This is a genomic window from Halobacillus andaensis (assembly GCF_014636475.1).
GTDB classification, from domain to species: Bacteria; Bacillota; Bacilli; order Bacillales; family Halobacillaceae; genus Halobacillus_A; species Halobacillus_A andaensis.
In genome coordinates this window covers 371,863-396,412 of record NZ_BMEL01000003.1, presented here as the reverse complement: position 1 = coordinate 396,412, position 24,550 = coordinate 371,863, and the positions used below count along the sequence as shown (strand labels likewise).

Below are 24,550 nucleotides of genomic sequence, written 5' to 3'. Positions count from 1 at the left end.
GATTTTAAGAATCTTCATAAGTGGTCAGGTGGCGCTCTAATTGAAAATAGGATTGCTTGGCGTTCTCTTGAAGTGAAAGATAAAGGTCCGCGCGAAAATTAGAATGCTTTTCAATTAAGCTTCGAATCATGTTGTGAGGAATAATTAGACAGCGACTTTCGACGAGAGGAATAATTGATAGATTTGCGCGATTAGTGGTAAAGGTTCTATCTAAAAATAAAGCTTCAGAGTGTACCGTTTTGTGAAAGAGTTTATGCTCCATGGCGGGAGTGGTATAAAATAAACGGAGTTCGCCCGTTAAAACAATGACCACACAATCTGGCTTAAGGATATTTTTTATATCTTGTGACGGGGGGAAGACGTGTATTTCAGCACAGGATGCAATAGCTTTTAGTGAGAGATTGGGTAACGAGGCGAATAAAGATAACCTTCTCATTTCTAATAGATCCGTTGATTTCAACATTACTTTCCCTCTCCTTGTTCTTAGCTTTGCTGCTATTGTAAAACATGGAAAGAAAAGGGGGTGTGATACTTTTCACACTTCAGCTCTTAATAAATGAGAAGGTGGAGTACGATCTTACTTAATCGATGGTGCAAATTTCGATGGGGCAGAGGTCACAGCCAATTTCTTCGCGCAGGTAATCGATGTCCTTAATTAGAATTTTTCCTTCACTGTCCATCTCTATTATGGATTTCTTTTTTAAGTCTCCGAGCATGCGGTTGATACTTTCGCGAGTAGAGGCACAAAACTTGGCAAGTTCGTGGTTCGTGAGGTGAATATTAATTAAGATTCCATCTTTCGTTTGTTGGCCATAACTATTAGAAATTCGAATGAGCGTAGAATAAAAAGCACCCTTTTTCCCGTTCATGATGAGATCTCTAATCTTTGACTGGTTAATTCTCAGTTGGTTAGTAATCCACTTCATAAGTTCAAACGTTAAGTTTGCGTTTTTTAAAAGTTCTTTTTCTAAATAATCTTTATTTACGACAAGGACTTCGCTATCTTCGAGGGCGATGGCACTTAACATATACTTGGCATCATCAGCAAAAAGTGTTAATTCTCCGATTAAATCATCTTTTTTCGATATCCTCATGTTTAATTCTCTTCCATCAACCGTCAGCTTACTAATCTGAATAAGTCCTGAATTTACAAGATAAAGGTCGAAAGCTTCTTGTCCTTCTTGGAAAAGGAATTCCCCTTTTCTCACTTTTTTTATTGTACTAATGGACTTTAATAAAGTAGACATATCATCAGACATCATTTCTATATCGCGCTTACGCTGAGATCCTATAGTCATACTTACCTCCTGTAGGTTAAATGTGAGAATCAGTGCATAATATTTATTTCAAATACATCTTTACCGTATCACCATCTATTACCATTTACAACCGTTCACTAAGGAAATTTATGTGAAATAATTTTAAATATGCTGGGCTGGATAAGAGGTAATAAATAGAAACAAAAAAGCAGGGACTCCAATTATGGAGTCCCTCAGTTTGTGGAGAAACCATTGTTTTTCCGCAAGCTTTTTTTGCCGCCAGGAGCGAAGGCCCCTTCCCTTTCCGCGGACGAGCGCCCGAGCTTCCTCGCGAAACCCACGCTCGGCGATCTCGGCACACTCGTTCTTCCGCAGGAGTGGAAGGGGCCTCGCTCCTTGGAATTTCTTTAAGACAGACAAAGACTCTCCTTCCCCTCGCTCCCCCTTGCTAGACGGGAGAGAATCTTTTTCATGTTATGGCAGGCAGCCATCCACCAGCACCTGTTCCTTCATTTTCTCTTTTCCACGTAAACGACAAAAGCGCAGCCCATGCAGTTCTTTTGAATCTGCAAAGCTACGCTCAACCTTATCTTTTTTTAACAAATAAGCGCGGTGAAAAATGAAAGAAATAAGAAAAAAAACAGGGACTACCTAATTGGAGTCCCTGTTTTTTATCAATCATCTGAATTATAATCTTCAATCTGCTTCTGAATTCTGCGATGGCGTTTCCGTTCTTCTTCACGCCTGGCTTCTCTATAGTCTTCACGTATCGATTTCAATAACGACAAACAACTAATGAACAGGACAATGGAAAACGGTAAGGCTCCAATGAGTGAGGCAGTCTGCAGCCCTTCTAGGCCGGCACTTAAAATTAAGATAATGGCTAGTGAAGCAATCAGCGTACCCCAAACGATTTTCACGACAACGGATGGATTTGTATCTCCATTTGAACTCATCATTCCTAGTACGAATGTAGCTGAGTCAGCGGAGGTTACTAAGAATGTGAACAGCAGACAGATAGAAAGGACGGATAAGATCGTTCCTAAAGGCAGGTTCTCCAGCATACTGAAGAGGGCGGTCGCTTCATCCTCTGCCACTGCTCCTGCTATGTCTGTACCTTGGAAGAGGTCCAAGTTGATAGCTGTTCCTCCAAAGATCCCAATCCAGATAAGCCCAATAAAAGGCGGAGCTACCATAACACCGAGTACAAATTCACGTACCGTTCGTCCTTTTGAAATACGAGCGACGAACATCCCTACAAATGGTGCCCATGCAATTGTCCAAGCCCAGTAATAAACAGGCCAGTCTTGTACCCACGTACTATCTGTATATTGGTCGAGCCTTAAGCTTGCTTGGAAGAAGTTTTGAAGATAATCACCTATACCCATCGTGATGGTATCGAGAATAAACCCTGTAGGGCCAATGATTAACACGGCTACCATTAAGACGAGCGCGATGCCTAAGTTGGCGTTACTTAAGTATTTAATTCCCCGGTCAAGCCCGGAAAGAGTAGAAAGCATGAAGAATACAAACATTACAGCGACAATGGCGATTTGTGTAGTTCCGCCTCCAGGGGCGTTAAACACGCTTCCAAGCCCACTGTTTATTTGCAGTACACTTAACCCTAATGTCGTAGCTACACCCATGACAGTCGCGATAATTGCGATAATATCAATTGTGTTTCGAAGCGGTTTTTTACCTGTGCTTCCAATAACGGAGTTCATCGTGTCACTAATTAAGCTTCGCTCATCTTGACGGTAGATAAAGTAGGAAAGAGCAAGGCCTACAAATGTAAAAGAAGCCCACTGGTGAATCCCGTTGTTAAAGAAGGCATTCCACATCGCTTCTCTAGCAGCTTCTGGAGTTTCTGCTTCAATTCCGCTGTTAAAAGGAGGAGGTGTTCCGAAGTGAGTCATTGGTTCAGCGACTCCCCAGAAAACGATACTTACACCAAATCCACAACTGAACAGCATAGCGATCCAGGTAAATAACGGATATTTTGGCTTGATGTCATCTCCGCCAAGACGGATTTTCCCATATTTACTAAAAGCTAAGTAAAAGTTAAAAAGAATTAAAAATAACACAAACACTAAGTAAAACCATCCAAAGGTGTTCGCGATAAAACCATAAATATTCTCCGCTTGTGAGGCCAGGACATCTGGAGCTAAACCTCCCCATAAAGCGAACAAAAAGATAATCGTGAAAGAAATCCAAAAAACCCTATTCATGAATTTCCACTTTTTCTTTGTCTTATCCATGACAAGTCTCCTTTAAATAGTAAAAGTTTTAATAAGCTTTATTTTATAAGGTGCAGCAACGATCTTCGTCCGTATGTATTTAGAGTTACCAGCTCCAATCATTATAGTAGTATGCTAGTACCCATACCCCATTTTAGGAAAGTTCATGTCAAAAGTAAAAAATCGTTTGCTGAAAAACCTCAATTTTTAAAATAAAAGGATATACACATCCCTTTATCATTGCGAATGAGAAGGTCAATTGTTACTCTCGGTTAGACAGTATTTGTTTGGTTCGATAGACTTAGAGTTACATTTGTTCCAGACAATTAGGGGAAGGGGTCTGAATTTGTTTCATAAAATAAATTATTTTAATCGAACGTATCGACAAAAGGAGAATCTTGTCCTCATTCACCAAATGGGGAAGGTTGGATCTACTTCATTGACAAAATCGTTGAAATCATACGGTTTTCTGCCACTTCACATCCATAGTTTTTTCTCGCCGATTTCCTACCAAATGTATAAGAATTATAATGCCATAAACTATTATCGTTCTCCTTTACATAGGTTAAAGTATTTTTTAACGAAGCAACTCGTTTTAAAATTGCTGAAGAGTAGAAAAAAAATGAAGATTATTTCAATTGTGAGAGAGCCCGTTTCAAGAAATTTGTCCATGTACTTCCAGGCTTTTCACGTCCCGTTAATGGATATTAACAGTTCGACCGATAACCGTCAGGAATCAAATACAAACCTTCAAGCTTTTAGAAATGACTTTTTTAATAAGTTTAATCATCACTACGGTGTGAATTGGTTTGATGATGAATTTAAGAAAACGTGGGGCATTGATATCTATGAATATCCTTTTCACAAAGAGGAAGGGTATACAGTGATTGAAAAAGGTAATGTAGAAGTTCTTTTATTGAAGATGGAAAAGTTGAACGATTCAGAGGAAGTAATCAGAGACTTTCTGGAGATGGAAGAGTTTACGCTGAAGAACGAAAACATGGGAGATAAAAAGTGGTATCAATCGGTTTATAGAGAGTTTAAACAGAACATTGAACCTAGTGAAGAATATTTAGATGATCTCTACCGTTCTAAGTATATGGACCACTTTTATACAAAGGAAGAAACAGAAGCGTTCATGGCTAAGTATAGGAATGAAACGCCTTCTTCTAAGGTGACATTACCCTAGGAGGGATTTATCCTCCACATAAATTGTGTACAATATTGGAGATTACTATGAAAAAAGCAGTCGTAATACTAATGGTACTTACCATTGTTTCTAAATTTATTGGATTCTTTAGAGATGTTATTCTCGCTTACTTTTACGGAGCGTCAGGTATAAGTGATGCGTATTTAATCTCAATGACAATTCCTGTTGTGATCTTTGGAGTTATAGCGAAAGGGATCTCTACAGGCTATATACCCATGTACAGCCGTATTGAAGAAGAGAAGGGAAAGCCGCAAGCCATCCGTTATACGAATAATTTAATGAACGTTCTTCTTGTGTTTTGTTCATTAATTGTTGCGGCGGGTTTATTTTTTACAGAGCCGATCGTGAAAGTGTTTGCCAGCGGCTTCGAAGGGGAAACACTGCAAACCGCTGTAGGGTTCACACGAGTGACAATAGTCGGGATCTATTTTACGGTACTTATCCGGATCTTAAGTGCGTATCTCAACTATAAAAGATATTTTGCTGTACCTAATTTGTTAGGTATCCCCATGAGCATCATCGTTATTTTATCCATTATGATCAGTTATCAATTGAATGTTGTGGAGTTGCTGTCGTTCGGGTACGTCGCAGCACTGCTTGTACAGTTTCTCATCTTGCTATTTTTCTCTTATAAAAAAGGGTATCAGTATAAGCCGACGTTTGATATGAAAGATGAACATATTAGGAAGATGCTTGTTTTGGCTGTACCTGTTATTTTAGGATCGATGGTTCATCAAATTAATAGACTGGTAGACCGGACATTAGCATCTCAAATTTCGACTGGGGGAATCTCAGCGCTAAACTATGCCACTACATTAAACGGATTTGTTCATGGTGTATTTGTTACTTCCATTGGAACCGTCATGTATCCGATGATTTCAAAAATGGCGTCTAGAGATAATATAGAAGGATTGAAACATTCCCTCTATCAATCAATTGTTGGAATATCGATTTTGATCGTGCCTGCAACGGTTGGTTCCATGTTATTTGCTGAACCGATTGTCCGAATGTTATTTGATCGAGGAGCTTTTGATGCTCAAGCGGTTACCATGACTTCGACAGCATTTTTCTTTTACTCCATTGGGATGTTAGGGACTGGACTGCGTGTTATCTTATCGAAGGCTTTCTTTTCTTTACAGGACACACGAACACCAATGATTAATGCAGCCATTGCCATGGCCTTAAATATTGTGTTGAACATTATATTATCTCGATATTTAGGTCTTGGAGGATTAGCTTTAGCTACTAGTATATCGGCCATATTCTGTACCATACTGCTTTTCTATAATTTAAGGGCGAAATTAGGTTCTTTGAACTTCAGGAGGATGATTGTTTCCTTCTTAAAGGTAATCGCTGCTTCTATCACGATGGGAATTTTGGCGAAAGTGATTTATCATTCTTTACTATCTGTTATTAATTTTCAAGTGTCTTTAATGATTACGATCATTGCTGCTGGACTTCTATACTTTTTGTTTGTCTATCTATTAAAGATTGAAGGGATAGAGCAAATGACAGCAGGAATTAGACGAAGACTAAAAATTTAATCTGCTCAACGATAGAGCCCCATTTCCTGATGACCAGGAAGTGGGGCTTTGTTTATTTTTCTATAAAAAGAAGAAAGCTGCTGCCTTGGAAAGAGAAGGGAAGAACGTAACCATTTTTCTTGTTCTCAAAGCACAAAAGGATAAGGTTTAAACCTCATGTTAACTTTCATAACATTTAATTAAGTTATCATCCCATTGAACAACGTGTTATTTCGGGGTAATTGGGTATAAATTCCTCTGTATATTTCACTAAATGTTAAGTTTCTTAACATAATAGGTTACATATAAAAGATGTATATGATATATTTAATTTAAATATTCAAACATTTCGCTCAAATCGTAAGTTTAAACCACGAGTGTTTATACATCTGTTGGAGGTTTAACGATGAAAAAGCAAAAGCTTGTAATTATAGGAAATGGCATGGCGGGGATAAGATGTGTGGAAAATATCCTAAGAGAAGATTCAGGGGTTTTTGAAATCTCTATGTTTGGAAGTGAACCTCATACGAGTTACAGCAGGCTGATGCTTTCTTCTGTCTTACAAGGAGAGACATCTTTATCTGATCTTATGATTCGCCCGGACAACTGGTATAAGGAACATAACATTCAGCTTTTCACGGGGGAAACCGTTCTTTATATTGACAAGGTTAGCAAGACGCTCAAGACGGACCGAAACCGTGAAGTCGCCTACGATAAGTTAATACTAGCGACAGGGTCTTCTCCTTTCATGTTACCTATAACAGGCGCAGATAAAGAAGGGGTACTCTCTTTTAGAACGATTGAAGATTGTGAAAGATTAATAAATATGGCTGAAGATTACACGAAAGCGGTTGTTATTGGAGGCGGATTGCTGGGATTAGAGGCAGCCAGGGGGTTATTCAATCTTGGGATGGAAACCGATGTTGTACATATATCGAACCATATTATGGGAAGGCAGTTAGATGAACAAGCTTCTTTAATGCTTCAGGAAGAGTTAGAGGCTCAAGGCATGAACTTTTTGTTAGAAAAAGAGGCGGAAGAGATTCTCGGAAACGAGCGGGTAGAAGGGATTCGATTTAAAGATGGATCAATCGTAAAAGCAGATGTGGTGGTCATGGCGGTCGGCATTAAACCTAACATTCAATTGGCTGAAGTGAGCGGTATTGAAACAAAAAAGGGGATCGTTGTAGATGATCTGCTTAAAACAAGCGTCTCTGATATATATGCAGTAGGAGAGTGTGCTGAACATAAAGGAATGGTTTATGGACTAGTCCAGCCTTTGTATGAACAAGGCGAAGTGTTGGCCAAACATTTATGTGAGCAACAGACAGAGGGTTACAAAGGATCTTTGCTCTACACCCAGCTGAAAATTTCAGGGGTGGATGTATTTTCGGCAGGTCATATCGATTCGGGGTTGGGAAAGAAAGCTATTCATTACCATAATGAAGTGGAATCCGTGTATAAGAAAGTAGTGTTTGATGGGAGTAAGGCAGTAGGTACGGTGATGTTCGGAGATACAAGGGCGGGGCCATTAGTATTGGATGCGATTGTTAAGAATAAAGTACTCTCCTCTCAAGATAAGGTGAAGTTGTTAGAGCACCCGGATCCTAAAGATTCTGCAGTCGCTTCGTACTCGCTGGATAAGCAAATCTGCACATGCAATAGCGTGAGTAAAGGTGCCATTATTCAAGCCGTTCAGCAGAAAAACTTAACGACAGCTGAACAAGTAAAAGAATGTACGAAAGCTTCCAGCTCGTGCGGTGGTTGTAAACCCGTGGTTTCTGAGCTATTAGCTTATATTCAAAGCGAAGACTTTGATCAAAAGATTGCGAGTGAGTCACCCTTTTGTCCCTGCACTACCTTAACGGAAGATGAACTTGTCGAACAGATACAAATTCAAGACTTAACAAATTCGAATGAAGTAATGAAGCAGTTAGGATGGAAAAACTCCAATGGATGTGTGACGTGCCAGCTGGCAATAGACTACTATCTAGGGATGATTCATCCAGATTATGAAGTTGAAAATCAAGACTTACGCGGAGATGAAGAAAACAAGGCTATAGTCCAGCGCGATGGTTATTACGCCGTCGTTCCTCAATTGTATGGCGGGGAAATGACGATTGGCCAATTAAAGAACATTACGAATGCGGCAGAGCGATATTCTATTTCACAAGTTGCTATAGGTAATGATCAAAGAATTCACCTGCTTGGTTTAAAACAAGAAGATGTACCTCACTTTTGCGAAGAATTGAACATACCTCTTTCCTATTCTTACGGAAATCGGATAGAACCCATTCGAACCGACATTGGAAATCATGAATGCCAATGTGACAAACAAGAGGCTTTGCATCTGGCTCAAGTCTTGGAGAAGAAAACAGAGCTTCTGCAAACCCCTTATCGAATGAAAGTTGGGATTTCCTCGTGTGTGCATAATGGAGCGCGGGCGACTACGAAGGATCTTGGAGCTATTCGAGTGGGTGGTAAATGGGAGATTTATATTGGAGGGAACAGCGGCAGAAGAGCTCGAAGCGGTCAATTGCTATGTGTAGTTGAACATAAGGAGCAAGTGGAAAGAATGTTGCTTGGTTGTCTTCAATATTACAGAAAATCAGCTCGCTATTTAGAAAGAACGTGGCACTGGATGGAACGTTTGAGTCTCGTTCATATTAGAGAAGCATTGTTTGACCAGGATCTTTGTGATGACTTGTTACAAAGCTTAGAAGCAGACGTTGCTCAACGACGAGATTGCTTCGTTCCAATATAATCGTTTCATTCTATTATGTGAAAAAGGGTGAGTTCGCTTGACTGAGTTAATGTTGAAATATTTTCGTAGTAAACAACAAGAGGTTCAATCCGAAAAAGTCTATGAATCTCAATGCCCGTTTTGCAGTATGCAGTGCAAAATGCAATTAATAAAACAAAAAGTTGTTTCTCGAACGACGTACAAGACGATAGGGGTGGACAACCCCACGACGCAAGGACGGTTATGTGTAAAAGGAATGAACGCCCATCAGCATGCCTATCATAGGGATCGGATCATGACGCCTTTATTAAAAAAGGAGGGCCAGTTTGTTCCGATTTCGTGGGATGAGGCGATGGAGGTGATCCGCTCTAAATTCTCGAAGATTCAAAAAGAGGACGGGATGGATGCATTATCTGTTTACGGAAGTGCCTCCTTGACAAATGAAGAAGCCTACTTACTAGGGAAATTGGCTAGAGTTGGATTAAAAACGAAGCACATCGATTACAATGGACGGCTTTGTATGGCATCTGCTGCCACGGGTGCAAATCAAAGCTTTGGTGTAGATCGAGGATTTACCAACTCATTGCAAGAAGTGCCGTATACCAGATGTATTATCTTGGCAGGAACGAATATTGCGGAATGTCAACCTACGATTATGCCATATTTTGAGGAAGCGAAAGAAAATGGAGCCTATATTATAGCCATTGATCCAAGGGAAACAGCGACCACAGAGATAGCAGACTTACATTTGCAAAACAAGCCTGGAACAGACGTCACCTTAGCTGCTGCCCTTTTAAAAATTATAGTAGAAGAAAAATTAATAGATGAAGAGTTTCTAGAAGATCGAGTCAACGGTTTTGAAAAAGTGGCTCAGCAATTGGACGCGTTGGATTTAGATGAGTGTGCTGATCGAACAGGAATTCCAAAAAAACAGTTGTACCAAGCTGCTCTCACTTTTGGGCAGGAAGAGTCCGGTATGATTTTTACGGCTCGAGGAATTGAACAGCAGACGAATGGAACAATGGCTGTTCGCGGGTTTATCAATCTATTGCTGGCAACAGGTAAAATAGGAAAGCCGTATTCGGGTTATGGGGCTATCACAGGGCAAGGGAATGGACAAGGCGCGAGAGAACATGGGCAGAAAGCCGACCAGCTCCCTGGATACCGTTCCATTGAAAACATCGACGACCGCACCTACATCGCTCAAGTATGGGGGACAGAGGAAGCAAAGCTTCCAGGCAAAGGCGTCTCAGCATATGAAATGTTTGAGGAAATAGATCGAGGAAGTATTACAGCGATGTTTATTATGTGTTCAAATCCTGTGATCTCTAATCCTAATGCTCATTTTGTCAAACAGTCTCTTGAAAAACTAAAGTTTCTCGTAACGGTTGATCTATTCCTTTCAGAAACAGCTCAGTTAGCTGATTTGGTGCTGCCTGCTTCTTCTTATTTAGAAGATCAGGGCACAATGACGAACGTGGAAGGAAGAGTCACATTGAGAGAAGCGAGTCACCCGCTGCCTGGTGAAGTAAAACACGATTGGGAGATTATGAGTGAGATTGCACGAGTGATGGGGGAAGGAGATAAATTCTCTTATCAATCATCTGAAGATATTTTCGAAGAACTGCGAGTAGCAACTCGAGGAGGAAGAGCAGATTACTATGGCATTACTTATGAAAAGATCAGACAGAATCAAGGAATATTATGGCCGTGTCCGACGATAAACAGTAACGGAACAGAGCGGTTGTTTGAAGAAAAATTTGCTCATACAGACGGAAAAGCCTTAATGGCCCAATTAGAAATTCAATCGGAAGAGAAAAAAGTACAATTGAGTACTCAATTTCCGCTTTACTTAACGACAGGGCGAGTGATGTCTCATTATTTAACAGGAGAGCAAACGAGGAAAAGCCCTTCATTAGCTGCGAGAGAGATTGAATCGTACATGGAGATCCACCCTGATACTGGCGAGCGATATCATTTAAAAGACCGCATGCTCGTTCGAATAACTTCACCGTACGGAAGCATTGTCGTTCGCAGTAGATGGTCGAATCATATTCGGGAGGATACCATATTTGTTCCTTTTCACTGGGGCGGGGAGCAGAATGTGAATCGACTGGTGGCCGACGAATTGGATCCGTTATGCCGAATGCCAGGGTTTAAAGTTACAGCTGTTCATATTGAGCCGGCTGTAAATAGGGAGGAAATTTTATTAGAAAATAGTGGAGCTCTCTATCAAAAGAAGTAGTATTTATCCATTTCTGGAATAAAGAATAGATGGGAAACCAAGGCTGTAAAAATTAATTTGGAGGGATTTGCGACATGGAAAAACAAAAGATCGTGCTGGTTGGTAATGGTATGGCAGGTATTCGAGCGGTAGAGGAAATTTTGAAACTATCTCCTGATCAGTTTGATATCACAGTGTTTGGCAGTGAACCTTATCCGAACTACGACCGCATTCAATTGTCTAAAGTGCTTCAAGGAGATACGGAAATAGCAGATATCACGTTGAATACGTGGGAGTGGTATGAGGAGAATAATATCCTTCTATATCCAGGAGAGACAGTGACGGCTATTGACACAGAAAAGCAAATCGTCTCAACCGATAAAGAACGTCACGTTCCTTACGATAAATTAATTATGGCTACAGGGTCCGTACCATTTATGCTGCCGCTGCCGGGAGCTGATAAAGAAGGGGTTACTGCCTTTCGAGATATTAAAGACTGTGAGGAAATGATTAAATCTTCGCAGAAATACAAAAAAGCAGTAGTTATAGGCGGCGGATTGCTAGGCTTAGAAGCAGCGCGCGGATTGCTGAATCTTGGAATGGAAGTAGATGTTGTTCATCTCGCAGACTTTCTAATGGAAAGACAGTTAGACCGTACTGCTGGTAAGATGCTGCAAAAAGAATTAGAAGATCAAGGGATGAATTTCCTATTAGAAAAACAATCCTCTGAAATCATAGGTGGGGATCGAGTAGAAGGCTTAAGGTTTAATGATGGAGAAGAAGTCGAGGCCGATTTAATTGTGATGGCTGTAGGGATTAAACCAAATGTTAGTTTGGCAAAAGAAAGCGGCATTCCTGTGAATCGAGGAATCGTGGTGGATGATCATTTGGAAACGGAAATTCCTAACGTGTTCGCGGTTGGTGAATGTGCAGAGCATAAAGAGATGGTTTATGGGCTTGTTGCTCCTCTTTATCAACAAGGAAAGGAAATGGCAAAACGCATTTGTAAAGTAGATGGGGAAGGATATCATGGCTCCGTATTATCGACTCAACTGAAAGTATCCGGTGTGGATGTATTCTCTACAGGTAAAATTAATGAAGATGAAGAAACGAAATCAGTGAAAGTGTTCGATGACTGGCGCGGCATTTATCAAAAAGTGCTCGTGGATGACGGGAAGATCACAGGGGCCGTGCTTTTTGGAGATACGAAAGATGGCAATCGCCTATTAACCTTAATCAACAAGGGAGCTTCCATTGAAGAGTATCTGGATCAAGATAAAAAGGAAGAGGCTGGAATCGATCTCATAGCCTCGATGGATGCTGAGGAAATTGTGTGCGGCTGTAATGGTGTGACGAAAGGTTCTATTGTAGAAGCGATTGGAGAGCAAGGATTAACAACGGTGGAACAAGTTAAAGGATGCACCAATGCTTCCAGATCGTGCGGGGGCTGTAAACCGCTTGTTTCAGACTTACTAGAGTACACGTTAGGTGATGAATATGATCAAAATCAAAAAGAGTCTATATGTGCATGTACATCTTTATCAAAAGACGAAGTCATTGAGGAAATTAAAGCTAAAGGATTATCACATATTCGAGAAGTCATGAATGTTCTAGGTTGGAGCACAGAAGAAGGGTGTTCCAAGTGTAAGCCAGCTTTAAATTATTATCTCGGTATGCTGAACCCGACAGAATACAAAGACGAAAAAGAGTCCCGTTACGTCAACGAGAGACTACATGCCAATATCCAAAACGATGGGACCTATTCGGTAGTACCGCGTATGTACGGCGGGGTAACGAATGCAGAAGATTTGCGGAAAATCGCTGATGTGGCTGAAAAGTATGAAGTGAAGCTCATTAAAGTGACAGGAGGCCAGCGGTTAGACCTGTTAGGCGTTCAAAAAGAAGATCTTCCGAGTATTTGGGAAGAGCTTGATATGCCGTCTGGTTCCGCTTATGCAAAAGGTCTGCGTACAGTGAAAACATGTGTAGGAGCAGACTTTTGCCGATTTGGAACTCAGGATTCTATTGGATTAGGGGTGCAGATGGAGAAGAAATTTGAAGGGTTAAACACCCCTCACAAAGTGAAGATGAGTGTCTCAGCATGTCCGCGAAATTGCGCCGAAGGTTCTGTGAAAGACGTAGGAGTTGTTGGACTAGACGGAGAATTTGAAATTTATGTGGGCGGTAATGGAGGAACCCATATGAGGCAGGCGGAGCTTCTTTCTAAAGTGAAAACAGAAGAAGAAGTATTAGATACGACCGCTGCTTTCTTACAGTACTATCGTGAGAGTGCCAATTATTTAGAACGGACCTCTGCCTGGGTGGAACGAGTAGGGCTGGCACATGTACAAGAAGTGCTTTCCAATAAGAAAACTTTTATCGAGTTAAACCAGCGAATGAATGAAGCACTGTCTGTTGTTCAAGCACAAGATCCATGGAAAGAAGCCATTGAAGATGAAACGCTGTTGAGAGACCTTTATAAAAATGTAAAAGTAGCTGCAGGTTCAAACTAATCACTGAGGAGGAACGAAAATGGAAAAAGTTTTAAATAAAATTTTTGTCGCAAAGGTGAATGAACTGCCGGAACAATTAGGAAGAACGATTGAAGCAGGTGGTTTAGAATTAGCTATTTTTAAATTAGCAAGTGGTGACATAAGAGTGATTGAGAATCGTTGTCCTCACAAAGGAGGAGTTCTTGCTGAAGGAATGGTGAGCGGGGAGCATGTATTTTGTCCGATGCATGATTGGAAGATTAGTGTCGTCGATGGAAATGTTCAGGATCCAGATACAGGTTGTGTGAAAACGTTCGATGTAGAAGTGGAGAATGAGAACGTCTACGTTTATATACCAGAAAAATAAAGCCTTGAGGAGGGCGACTATGTCAAAAGTCTATTTAGTTGGTGCAGGCCCGGGAGATCCTGATCTAATTACTATGAAGGCACTAAAGTGTATACAGCAAGCTGATGTGATATTGTACGATCGGCTGGTAAATGAACAATTGTTAGAGCATGCAAAACCTGGTGTCCATTTCGTTTTCTGTGGGAAGCACCCAAAATTTCATATTTTAAAGCAAGAAACCATTAATCATTTATTAGTGAAATATGCGAAGCAAGGAAAAACGGTTACTCGTTTAAAGGGAGGCGACCCGTTTGTCTTTGGAAGAGGAGCAGAAGAAGCTGAGGCTTTAGCTAAGCAAGGGATTTCGTGTGAAGTAGTTCCTGGCATAACGTCAGGAATTGCTGCTCCTGCTTATGCAGATATTCCTGTCACTCATCGCGAATTGGGAAGTTCTTTCGCTGTCATAACAGGTCATCGATGTAAAGGAAAGGACAAAGAAATTGATTGGAAAAGCCTATCTGAAAACATAGATACTTTGGCTATTTATATGGGGGTAAGCAACCTCCCTTATATATGTGACCAATTGTTAAGAAACGAGAAAAAATCAGATACGCCAGTAGCGATTATACAGCAGGGGACTACTGAACACCAACGTGTAGTGACGGGAACACTATCCACTATCGTACATTCCGTGGAAGAATCGGGTATCCAAAATCCTGCCATGATTGTTGTGGGAGAGGTTGTGCGGTTTCGTGACCGCCTCCACCAGCTGCTCGCTGCCAATCAAAAACCTTCACCATTCCGCGCGATGGAAGCTTGAAAATAATGGAGGGATATTATGCAAGCCGTGCTCTATGTTGGTCACGGAAGCCGCGTGAAAGAAGCGGCTGAAGAAGCTGCTTCTTTCATAAAACAAACGATGGAAAAAGTAGATGGTTTTATTCAGGAATACTGCTTCCTTGAACTATCACCTCCTACAATCATGCAAGGAGTGAAGCGTTGCGTAGAAAGAGGTGCCACTCGAATTGCCGTGGTTCCTGTTCTGTTATTGTCAGCAGGCCATGCGAAAAGAGACATCCCTAAGGATTTAGAGAAGGCGCGTCAAACTTATCCAGATGTCACTTTTACGTACGGTCGTCCTTTAGGGGTTCATCCTATGATGGTTGATGTAATCGCACACAAAATTAGTGAGAAGAAACCGCTGACAGGTGATATGAACATTTTACTTGTCGGAAGAGGAAGCAGTGACCCCGATACCTTGGAAGATGTGCAAGCTATTACTCAATTATTAAAAGAAAGGCTAACTGTCCAATCAGTTGATTACTGTTTCTTAGCCGCTGCTCAACCTCGTTTTAATCAAAAAATAGTAGACACAGCCTTGAGCGGAAAGAAAAATGTTATTGTTCTTCCTTATTTATTGTTTACAGGAATCTTAATGAACGAAGTAAAAAGCGCTGTAGCTCAGCTCCCTTTACAAGAAGATCAAACCTTTGTCATATGTGACTATTTAAATGGCCATCCTCATTTAAATCAGTTATTGAAAGATAGGGTGTTAGAAGCTGTACAAGGAAAAGTAGAGCTCATGAAAAAGAATTAACCGTTTAGTCCAATACTTGGGAAGACTTTCGAAGAAGCAGTTCGGTTCCTCCCTTATAGTATAGAGAAAAGGAACAGGTAAAAGAGTCACTTTCCACGGGGCATAACGGAAAGTCTCCTCTGTAACTATTTATAATAATTGTTACACGGAACCATCGTATAATCGATGCCCTGCTGAATTTTCTGATTCCAAAAGGGCACGGCTGTCCCTTGTTTTTGTATTCTTTTATCGAAAAAGGGTTTTAGGAAACGGCGAGACTCCTGTGGGAGAGACGAATAAGGTGTGACCCCGGAAGGCATAAGCCTGAGGAGGCACACCATTCGCCCACGGAAAGTGAGTCGTTTCCTAAAACCCTTTACTCTGCCTAACGCAAGAAATCTTTACATTCTTAAGGAAAATTCTTCTATAAAAAAGTCCAAGCTTAATGGCTTGGACTTTTTTATAGAAGATAACGATTAAGAATTTAATACGTTTACAGGAAGATGTTGGGGGAATCCTTTAATTAAAACATTAATAAGAGGAGGGACCTAACGTGGCAAATCGATATTCCTATTTATCTCGCAATTTGTGGTCAGGCTTTTTATTTGGCGTCGGAATCGTCGCTTTTTTAGATGAAACACTCTTTCATCAATTACTACACTGGCATCATTTCTATGACCAATCGACCACGAATGTGGGTCTCGTTTCAGATGGGTTTTTCCACGCATTCAGCTGGTTTGCGACCATCGCAGGCCTGTTTTTATTTGCTGATTTGAGGAGAAGGCAGGCTCTATGGATGAAGAGGTGGTGGGGAGGTATCTTGCTTGGGGCAGGTGCTTTCCAATTATACGACGGAATTATTCAACATAAATTAATGCGTATTCACCAGATTCGATATGTAGATCATGTGATCATTTACGATATTGTCTGGAATGTTATTGCGCTTATCATGATCATTATTGGGACCGTTCTACTCGTCCAGACACGTCGCAAGGCGAAAGTAGAGACAAAGGTATGAGTCATCATCACGGCGATTCCTCCATAGCTGGAGGAGAATTTCTTTTTACTCAAATTCTACTAGCCTTACCTTTTATAGTTGGACTTGTGGTGTATGGTACAGCTCTCTATATTTCGAAGAAAAAAAAGAGAGAGTGGTCGCTTTCTCGCTCCATATTATGGACGGTTGGGAGTTTGCTGGGCCTGGCTTCAGTCAGCGGCCCCCTTGCTCAATCGGCTCTTACGGACTTCACAGCTCATATGGCGGGTCACTTGCTTTTAGGTATGCTTGCGCCATTACTGATGGTATTAGCTGCGCCGATGACTTTGGTACTAAGAGCTTTGCCTGTAAAAGCAGCAAAGCGTTTGACAAAGCTATTAAGGACTTGGCCTGTACGTATCGTAACCGATCCTCTAGTAGCCTCCTTGCTTAATGTTGGAGGGCTTTGGCTGTTGTACACGACGAATGTATATGCTCTTATGCATCAAAGTTTGTGGCTGCATATTTTCATTCATTTGCATGTGTTTATCGCAGGATATTTATTTACTGTATCCATGATTTACATTGATCCTGTACCGCATAGAAAAAGCTATTTGTATCGAGCGATTGTGTTGATTGCGGCTTTAGCTGGTCACGGCATATTGTCCAAATATATTTATGGGAGCCCTCCTGAAGGTGTACCTGCAGAGCAGGCTGAGGCTGGAGGAATGCTCATGTATTATGGGGGAGATGCTATTGACCTCGTTATCATTTTTATTTTATGTCTGCATTGGTACCGGGCGGCTCGTCCTCGAACGTTAAAAGAAAATACGAATTACCAGACGGTTTAAAAGACTATAATTTTTGCTTAATGTGAAAGACCTGCCTCTAAATAACTATATATTCCAATGATGTAATGTGATAAATTTGACAATATATTAGAATTTTCATTCTTTTTTGACAGAATTGGAGGACTACAGATGCAGAATCACTCTCAGTTAAAAAATTATTGGCAGCGCCTTTGGCAGATGCATGAAGAAGCAAAGGATTTGATGAAGTTTACTGTGACGGGAAGTTCTGATAACCTCCCTGGTCAAAATAGGGATGCAAAGCAAGAAGAGAGTAATCATTCAAACGGGTCCGGCCCCCCCTTTGACACGCGTCAGAAAATCGGGCTGTTTTTAGGTCCTGTTTTGTTTGCGCTTACATTACTATTTTTTGAAGCAGAGGGGCTTTCTCAAAGCGCAGTTGCTATCTTGGCCAGTACATTATGGATCGCTACATGGTGGATTACGGAAGCGATGCCGATTCCTGCTACATCATTGCTCCCTCTTATTTTATTTCCACTTACAGGGGGTCTCGATGGTGGAGAGACAGCATCTTCTTATGGAGATAACACCATCTTTTTGTTTATGGGAGGATTTTTAATTGCCTTATCCATGCAGAAATGGTACTTACATAAGCGCATTGCGCTAGTCATAATTTCGTGGATAGGGACAAGTACAGAGCGTATTGTACTAGGTTTCATGGTGGCCACGGGGTTTTTATCGATGTGGATTTCAAATACAGCGACAGCTATGATGATGGTGCCTATTGGCCTGGCTGTTATCTATCAATCTTCTGAACAACTAAAGAAGCAAGGAGAAGGGACCGTCGATCATTCATCGTTTAATTTTGGAAAAGTCACGATGCTCGGGATTGCTTATAGTGCTTCTATTGGAGGCTTAGCGACGTTAATAGGGACACCTCCAAATACGATTTTTAGAGGCGTTGTTGAAAATCAGTATGGTATTGAAATTTCATTTGCTGGCTGGATGGCCTTTGGCGTGCCGCTCACGATTATTTTTATGGCCATCGCTTGGATTTACTTAGTGAAAATGGCCTACCCAATGAAAATAAAAGAATTGCCCGGCGGAAAAGAAGTCATTTCTAAAGAACGTAAAGCTTTAGGAGCGATGTCTTCTGAAGAGAAAGTCGTCATGACGGTTTTTACCCTAACAGCGCTCGCTTGGATATTACGTTCTTTTGTATTAGTAAATATAAATGAAAATATCGATGATACGATTATTGCCATGATGGCCGCTCTTATTTTATTTCTTATTCCATCAAAAAATCATAGAGGCGATTTCATTTTGGACTGGGAGACGGCCAAAGGGCTGCCCTGGGGCATCCTTTTATTGTTCGGTGCTGGACTGGCGATTGCTTCTGGTTTTGAAGCGTCAGGCTTAGCGGAATGGATTGGGACCCAGCTCACGATTTTAGAAGGGGTTAATTTCATTTTAATTCTGGCTATTGTAACAGCGCTAGTTATCTTCTTAACTGAAATTACTTCTAATACAGCTACGGCAACTATGATGTTCCCTATTATGGCATCTTTAGCTGCTGCCATAAATGTTCACCCTTATAGTCTTATGATTGGAGCTGGCGTTGCAGCAAGTTGTGCTTTTATGCTTCCTGTTGCGACTCCTCCAAACGCTGTTGTATTTGGATCTGGCTATTTACGAATCCCTGATATGGCAAAAGCAGGTATCTTTCTTAACGTGTTCGCAGTTATCCTTGTAACGATCGCCATTTACTTTTACTTGCCTCTCGTCTGGGGAATTGATTTAACCTCTTTTCCAGAACAGTTTAGAAATTAAAGGATGATGATCGTGAAGGATTTCGGTGGAAAAAAAGAAAAGCCTTATACACCTAAAGAACCAGCATTTTGGCGAGTAACGATCGCCTTAATGCTGGCTTCTTTGTTGGTATTTTCAACGCTGTATGTATTTCAGCCGCTGCTTCCTGTATTCGTCGATGAATTTCAAGTCACAGCCACGCAGTCAAGCTTGCTTGTGTCTTCAGCGGTCATATCTATGGTGGTTGGATTATTTATTTTAGGATTTATGGCAGATCGGTATGGGCGTTTACTGCTCATGCACGTTTCTTTAGGAATGACAGTTTTACTCCTATTTGCCATGCCATTCACTCCTTCTTTTGAGGCTTTGGTAGGGCTGCGTTTGCTGCAAGGATTTTTTCTTGCTGGTGTACCCGCTGCAGCCATGGGCTATTTAGGAGAAGAGGTTTCTCCTCAGCACCTTGGCTTGGCTGTAACGTTATATATTTCAAGTAATGCACTTGGAGGAATGGGCGGCCGGGTAGTAGCGGGCTACCTGACGGACGTTTTAGACTGGAACACGACCTTGCTCTTTATGTCTGGATTTGGAATAGTGTCAGCCGGATTGTTTATTTTACTGCTTCCTAAAGAGAGATTTTACGTAAAACAGAACACGCCGTTACGTAAAGATTTGCAAGGCATGCTTGTCCATTTAAAAGATACCCATATGCTCGTCCTCTTCCTCATGGGACTCTTACTTCAAATTGTTTTCACCGCAGTATGGACATATTTGCCATTCTACCTGCAGGCTGAGCCATTTAACTGGCCGCTAACATGGATCTCTTTTACGTACTTTGCCTACGGATTTGGCGTGCTGGCCCCGCCTTTAGCAGGAAGGTTATCTGTGAAAATTGGCTTGCCAAAGGTGATGATCGCAGGATTGTTCGTCTTACTTACTGGTGTGTGGATGACAGCTCTTCCTATGCCCCCTGTAATCTTAATAGGACTTGGTGTGATTTGTATGGGTTTCTTCGTTGCTCATTCCATGGCTGCTGCTTTAGTTAGTAAAACGGCATCACATCATCGAAGCGGGGCTTCAGGGTTTTATTTAATCAGCTATTATATTGGTGTCGCCATAGGAAGCACGGCGATCGGTGCGTTATGGGAACAGTTTATGTGGTGGGGAATTATAGCCACAAGTCTAGTTTTTATAGTTGTGATTGCCTTTATCCCTATGTATAAAAAAATGACGTAATCCCTATCTGCCGTTTCCGACATCTCCTGTCTGCTTGTCCTGCAGGAGGTGTCACTTTTTTTGTTTATTTTTATATAATGAGATGTCCAGGACCATCATTTTCTACAAGCTGAGAGGTCATTTTTGAACTCGCGAAAATTTTTTTAAATTTTTTAAAACCGACTAAAACACTAGGAATAAAAGGGTTTTGAGGGTTGAGAGGCGTTAAATCGCCAAAAAACCCCTTTGACACCTTTATAATCATGCTGTATATTTCCATTTAATCACATAAAAATATTTTTCTTATCCAGAGAGGTGGAGGGACTGGCCCGACGAATCCTCGGCAACAGACTTAAAAAGTACTGTGCTAACTCCAGCAGGCATCATCGCTTGATAGATAAGAAGAGACCGAGATCGGTATTCTCATCCTCTTCTTATATCTGATAAGAAGAGGATTTTCTTTTGGTACTGACTAGAGATACTAGAGGTAGCATGGCCGCTGAATCAGGCGAAGCTGCTTCATTTTTTATCTCTTTATAGGAGGGATACACATTGACTCATGAACAGATAACCTATGAATCGTTTGTCGACGATCCATTTACTGATTTTCAGCCACATGATCAGACGAAAGGTGCATTAACGATATTAGAATGGGCGTACAACTCGTATGACGACATTGTTTACGCATGCAGCTTTGGTGCTGAGGGGATTGTCTTGATTGATTTAATCTCAAGAGTGAAGAAAGATGCTCATATCGTATTTCTTGATACGGATGTCCATTTCCAAGAAACGTATGAGCTGATTGATCGCATAAAAGCGCGATTCCCTGACCTGCAAATCACAATGAAAAAACCGAAGCTGACGCTGCAAGAACAAGCAGAAAAGCACGGCGATCAGCTGTGGAATTCAAACCCTGATCATTGCTGCTACATTCGAAAAATTAAACCGTTAGAAGAAGCATTGAGTGGAGCGACAGCCTGGGTTTCTGGATTAAGACGCGAGCAATCGCTCAGTCGTAGTAAAACTGACTTCGTCAATAAAGACGAGCGCTTTCGTTCCGTAAAAATATGTCCTCTGATTCATTGGACGTGGGAAGATGTTTGGAACCATATTAAAGAAAATAATCTTCCTTACAACGATCTCCACGATCGAGGATATGCAAGCATAGGGTGTATGCCATGTACAACACCATCCGATGATCCTCATGATCGCTCAGGAAGGTGGGAAGGCTTTGGGAAAACAGAGTGTGGCTTACACACGGTTTCAAGTCAGGATAATCAATCATGACGCTCGTCATCTTAAGCCTCATCATTGCCTATTTTTACGCCTTTAATGTTGGGGCGAGCGGCTCGGCCGCTACAATGGGGATTGCTTACGGCGCACGAGTCATCAATAAAAAATGGATCGCCTTACTGTTAAGCGGGATTGGCTGCCTGTTTGGAGCGTTGTGGGGAGGAGAAGTAGTGGAGACGATCGGAAAAGGTCTCATTCCTGAAAGCCTGCTGACGGTTGAAGCTGCTGTTATCATTCTTTTCGTTTCCGCTCTGACGCTGTTTGTAACGAACTTATTAGGAATCCCGCTTTCGACAAGTGAAGTGACAGTCGGTTCGATTGTAGGAGTAAGCATTTCTCTTCAACAGCTTTATTTAAGTAAATTAGTCGATATTATATTGTTTTGGATTTTTGTTCCTTTGGCGGCCTTTCTGCTTACTTTCCTTTTTGGGTTGCTGAAAGAGCATTTGAAACCAAAGAAGTTGAAGTCGAAAAAGCTAACGGCCGTTCTTTCTGTTTTGTTAATCATTACAGGCTTTCTAGAAGCTATTGCGGCTGGCATGAATAATGTCGCTAGTGCAGTCGGTCCTCTTGTGGGAGCGGATGTATTAAATAAAGGAACGGGGTTACTGACAGGTGGCCTGTTTATGGCCCTGGGAGCTTTATTATTAGGCGGCAGAGTTCTAGAAACAAACGGAAAACGTATTTCTCATTTGTCGCTCTCAGATGGAGTCGTTATCTCTGGAACCTCCGGATTTCTAGTCATTGGAGCATCCGTATTAGGAATCCCCATTCCGATGACTCAAGTAACGACCTCAGGCATTGTGGGTGCGGGTGCCACGAAAGACTGGCGCGGAATTTGGAGAAATAAAGTGATTCATAGGATTGCTAAAGTATGGGTCACATCCCCATTAATCTCGCTAGTGATGGCCTTTTGTTTAACAGAGATTTTTCTTATGTCAAAAGTGTCCACGGTCATTATTATATCCAGCGGAATTTTTGCTACACTAGTACTTACGAATTTTGGAAGATCATCTTTAGTAAAAAAAGCACGACAACCACTTAAGGAGGAATTTTAATATGACGAGTCAACCGCATGGAGGAGTTTTAGTCAACCGAATTGTAGATGCAGAAACATTTTCACCAAAGGCAGCTGCGCACGATATTGAATTAGATGACATTGCGATCAGTGATTTGGAGCTTATCGCCAATGGAGCATACAGCCCGCTGGAAGGATTTTTAAAGGAGAAGGATTACCTTTCAGTGGTCCGTGACATGAGGCTGTCGAATGGCGTACCCTGGAGCATCCCAATTACATTGCCCGTTGATGAACGAAAAGCAGAAGAACTGCAAGCAGGCAGCTGGGCAAGTCTTTCAAAGAACGGTGAGATCTACGGTTGGATTGAAGTGGAAGAAATCTATGTATCTCAAAAAGATACGGAAGCTGCAAACGTTTATCAAACAACAGAGTTAGAGCATCCTGGCGTAAAGAAACTGTTTGATCGTCCTGATTATTATGTCGGCGGCCCGATCCATTTAGTGAAACGCCCGCCTCGTAAGCATTCGGAAGTCTACTATCTAGATCCGGAAGAAACCCGCCAGGAATTTGAAGAACTTGGCTGGAAAAAAGTTGTAGGCTTTCAGACTCGTAATCCTGTGCACAGGGCCCATGAGCATATTCAAAAGACAGCGTTGGAAACGGTAGACGGATTATTTTTAAATCCGCTTGTAGGCGAAACAAAGAGTGATGATGTGCCGAGTGACGTAAGATTGAAAAGCTACCACGTGTTACTTGATAATTATTATCCAAAAGACCGAGTGTTTCTTGCTGTATTTAACGCAGCTATGCGGTACGCCGGTCCTAGAGAAGCCATTTTTCACGCCACTGTTCGCAAAAACTTCGGCTGCACTCATTTTATCGTTGGAAGAGACCATGCAGGGGTAGGGGATTATTACGGTACGTACGATGCTCAGAAAATCTTCTCCCATTTTACTGAAGACGAGCTTGGCATCACGCCGCTGTTTTTCGAGCATAGCTTCTATTGCCATACATGCAAAGCCATGGTTTCAAGCAAAACATGCCCGCATGACAAGAGTCAGCATGTCATCCTATCAGGAACAAAAGTAAGAGAAATGCTGCGCAACGGAGAGAAGCCGCCAGAAACATTCAGCCGTCCTGAAGTAGCAGGCATTCTCATTGAAGGATTACAAAAGGTAACGCAATAAAGAAGGGAAGAGTTAGCATGAGTTCTAATATCACGTGGCACGACACGTCTATCACAAAAGAAGATTATCGTAAGAAAAACAAACATTCCAGCGGAGTGATCTGGTTAACAGGACTGTCAGGCTCCGGGAAGTCGACCATTGCAAATATCGTGAATCAGAAGCTTTTTGAAAAAGGGCTGCAAACTTATGTACTGGATGGCGATAACGTACGGCACGGGCTGAACAAGGACCTGGGTTTTGGCGATCGTGATCGTGAAGAAAATATTCGCCGCGTGGGAGAGGTGGCTAAGCTTTTTGCCGACAGCGGTACCATTGTACTCGCCTCCTTTATTTCTCCTTTTCGGTCGGATCGAGATCAGATTCGCGCCAGCTTAACAGAAGGAGAGTTCGTTGAAGTCTACGTGGATTGTCCTTTACAAGAGTGTGAAAAACGCGATCCAAAAGGAATCTATAAAAAAGTAAGAAATGGAGAAATTCCTTCTTTTACAGGGATCGACTCTCCTTATGAAGCGCCACAATCTAGTGAACTCGTGATTCGTACAGAACAAGAATCAGCAAAGGAATCAGCAGATAAAATCATTCAATTTTTGCAAGAAAGAAACTGGATTTAGCAGCTCATCAACGTGGGGGGATAAC

Annotated in this window: 19 protein-coding genes, 1 pseudogene and 1 riboswitch; of the genes and pseudogenes, 16 read left to right on the top strand and 4 right to left on the bottom strand. The window is 41.5% G+C overall.

The genetic code is table 11. The features are described from left to right. Positions 1-4: 4 nt before the first annotated feature. The 4 genes and pseudogenes from IEV27_RS13285 to IEV27_RS13270 all read right to left on the bottom strand — a co-directional run bounded on the left by IEV27_RS13285 (position 5) and on the right by IEV27_RS13270 (position 3,517). Positions 5-463 carry a cyclic nucleotide-binding domain-containing protein gene (locus IEV27_RS13285; protein WP_188377980.1) on the bottom strand — a complete coding sequence of 153 codons (459 nt, stop codon included), beginning with the start codon at positions 461-463 and terminating at the stop codon, positions 5-7. Between the two features lie 118 nt (positions 464-581). Next, positions 582-1,298 carry a Crp/Fnr family transcriptional regulator gene (locus IEV27_RS13280; protein WP_188377979.1) on the bottom strand — a complete coding sequence of 239 codons (717 nt, stop codon included), beginning with the start codon at positions 1,296-1,298 and terminating at the stop codon, positions 582-584. 368 nt (positions 1,299-1,666) lie between these two features. Continuing rightward, positions 1,667-1,865 (bottom strand): annotated as a pseudogene (locus tag IEV27_RS19875) (transposase); the annotation flags it as partial. A 68-nt stretch (positions 1,866-1,933) separates the two neighbouring features. After that, the gene (locus IEV27_RS13270) at positions 1,934-3,517 is read right to left on the bottom strand and encodes a BCCT family transporter (RefSeq protein ID WP_188377977.1); all 1,584 of its coding nucleotides are present in this window, start codon (positions 3,515-3,517) and stop codon (positions 1,934-1,936) included. A 601-nt stretch (positions 3,518-4,118) separates the two neighbouring features. Here IEV27_RS13270 and IEV27_RS13265 point away from each other — a divergent pair. The 16 genes from IEV27_RS13265 (at position 4,119) to cysC (ending at position 24,525) form a co-directional block, all read left to right on the top strand. After that, positions 4,119-4,685 carry a putative capsular polysaccharide synthesis family protein gene (locus IEV27_RS13265; RefSeq protein WP_188377976.1) on the top strand — a complete coding sequence of 189 codons (567 nt, stop codon included), beginning with the start codon at positions 4,119-4,121 and terminating at the stop codon, positions 4,683-4,685. A gap of 47 nt (positions 4,686-4,732) precedes the next feature. Continuing rightward, positions 4,733-6,250 carry a murein biosynthesis integral membrane protein MurJ gene (gene murJ / locus IEV27_RS13260; RefSeq protein WP_188377975.1) on the top strand — a complete coding sequence of 506 codons (1,518 nt, stop codon included), beginning with the start codon at positions 4,733-4,735 and terminating at the stop codon, positions 6,248-6,250. 385 nt (positions 6,251-6,635) lie between these two features. Then, complete coding sequence (gene nirB, locus IEV27_RS13255) at positions 6,636-8,993, top strand: nitrite reductase large subunit NirB (protein ID WP_188377974.1); 2,358 nt, start codon at positions 6,636-6,638, stop codon at positions 8,991-8,993. A 37-nt stretch (positions 8,994-9,030) separates the two neighbouring features. Beyond that, entirely contained in the window at positions 9,031-11,217 is a 2,187-nt protein-coding gene (gene nasC / locus IEV27_RS13250; protein ID WP_188377973.1) for an assimilatory nitrate reductase catalytic subunit NasC, read from the top strand. Positions 11,218-11,291: 74 nt separating this feature from the next. Then, positions 11,292-13,709: a nitrite reductase large subunit NirB gene (gene nirB, locus IEV27_RS13245; RefSeq protein ID WP_188377972.1), complete on the top strand. Its 2,418-nt coding sequence runs from the start codon at positions 11,292-11,294 to the stop codon at positions 13,707-13,709. Positions 13,710-13,728: 19 nt separating this feature from the next. Next, positions 13,729-14,055, top strand: coding sequence for a nitrite reductase small subunit NirD (nirD, locus tag IEV27_RS13240; RefSeq protein ID WP_188377971.1), 327 nt, complete (start codon positions 13,729-13,731; stop codon positions 14,053-14,055). A gap of 19 nt (positions 14,056-14,074) precedes the next feature. Next, a complete protein-coding gene (gene cobA, locus IEV27_RS13235; RefSeq protein WP_188377970.1) occupies positions 14,075-14,854 on the top strand; it encodes a uroporphyrinogen-III C-methyltransferase in 780 nt (259 codons plus the stop codon). A gap of 18 nt (positions 14,855-14,872) precedes the next feature. Further along, positions 14,873-15,631, top strand: a complete 759-nt coding sequence (locus IEV27_RS13230) for a sirohydrochlorin chelatase (protein ID WP_188377969.1) — start codon at positions 14,873-14,875, stop codon at positions 15,629-15,631. A gap of 532 nt (positions 15,632-16,163) precedes the next feature. Next, positions 16,164-16,628 (top strand): DUF2243 domain-containing protein, encoded by a 465-nt coding sequence (locus tag IEV27_RS13225; protein WP_188377968.1) that lies wholly within the window; start codon positions 16,164-16,166, stop codon positions 16,626-16,628. Beyond that, complete coding sequence (locus tag IEV27_RS13220) at positions 16,625-17,437, top strand: cytochrome c oxidase assembly protein (protein WP_188377967.1); 813 nt, start codon at positions 16,625-16,627, stop codon at positions 17,435-17,437. The genes IEV27_RS13225 and IEV27_RS13220 overlap by 4 nt, the downstream gene beginning before the upstream one ends. Positions 17,438-17,566: 129 nt before the next feature. Then, positions 17,567-19,225 carry an SLC13 family permease gene (locus tag IEV27_RS13215; RefSeq protein WP_188377966.1) on the top strand — a complete coding sequence of 553 codons (1,659 nt, stop codon included), beginning with the start codon at positions 17,567-17,569 and terminating at the stop codon, positions 19,223-19,225. A gap of 12 nt (positions 19,226-19,237) precedes the next feature. Further along, positions 19,238-20,437, top strand: a complete 1,200-nt coding sequence (locus IEV27_RS13210; RefSeq protein ID WP_229735318.1) for an MFS transporter — start codon at positions 19,238-19,240, stop codon at positions 20,435-20,437. 279 nt (positions 20,438-20,716) lie between these two features. Continuing rightward, positions 20,717-20,820, top strand: a riboswitch (SAM riboswitch). A gap of 148 nt (positions 20,821-20,968) precedes the next feature. Then, positions 20,969-21,703: a phosphoadenylyl-sulfate reductase gene (locus IEV27_RS13205; protein WP_188377964.1), complete on the top strand. Its 735-nt coding sequence runs from the start codon at positions 20,969-20,971 to the stop codon at positions 21,701-21,703. Further along, on the top strand, positions 21,700-22,767 hold the full coding sequence (gene cysP / locus IEV27_RS13200; protein ID WP_188377963.1) for a sulfate permease: 1,068 nt from the start codon (positions 21,700-21,702) through the stop codon (positions 22,765-22,767). Before IEV27_RS13205 ends, cysP begins: the two co-directional genes overlap by 4 nt. 1 nt (position 22,768) lies before the next feature. Then, positions 22,769-23,914, top strand: a complete 1,146-nt coding sequence (sat, locus tag IEV27_RS13195) for a sulfate adenylyltransferase (RefSeq protein WP_188377962.1) — start codon at positions 22,769-22,771, stop codon at positions 23,912-23,914. Positions 23,915-23,931: 17 nt separating this feature from the next. Continuing rightward, a complete protein-coding gene (gene cysC, locus IEV27_RS13190) occupies positions 23,932-24,525 on the top strand; it encodes an adenylyl-sulfate kinase (protein ID WP_188377961.1) in 594 nt (197 codons plus the stop codon). Positions 24,526-24,550: the final 25 nt, after the last annotated feature.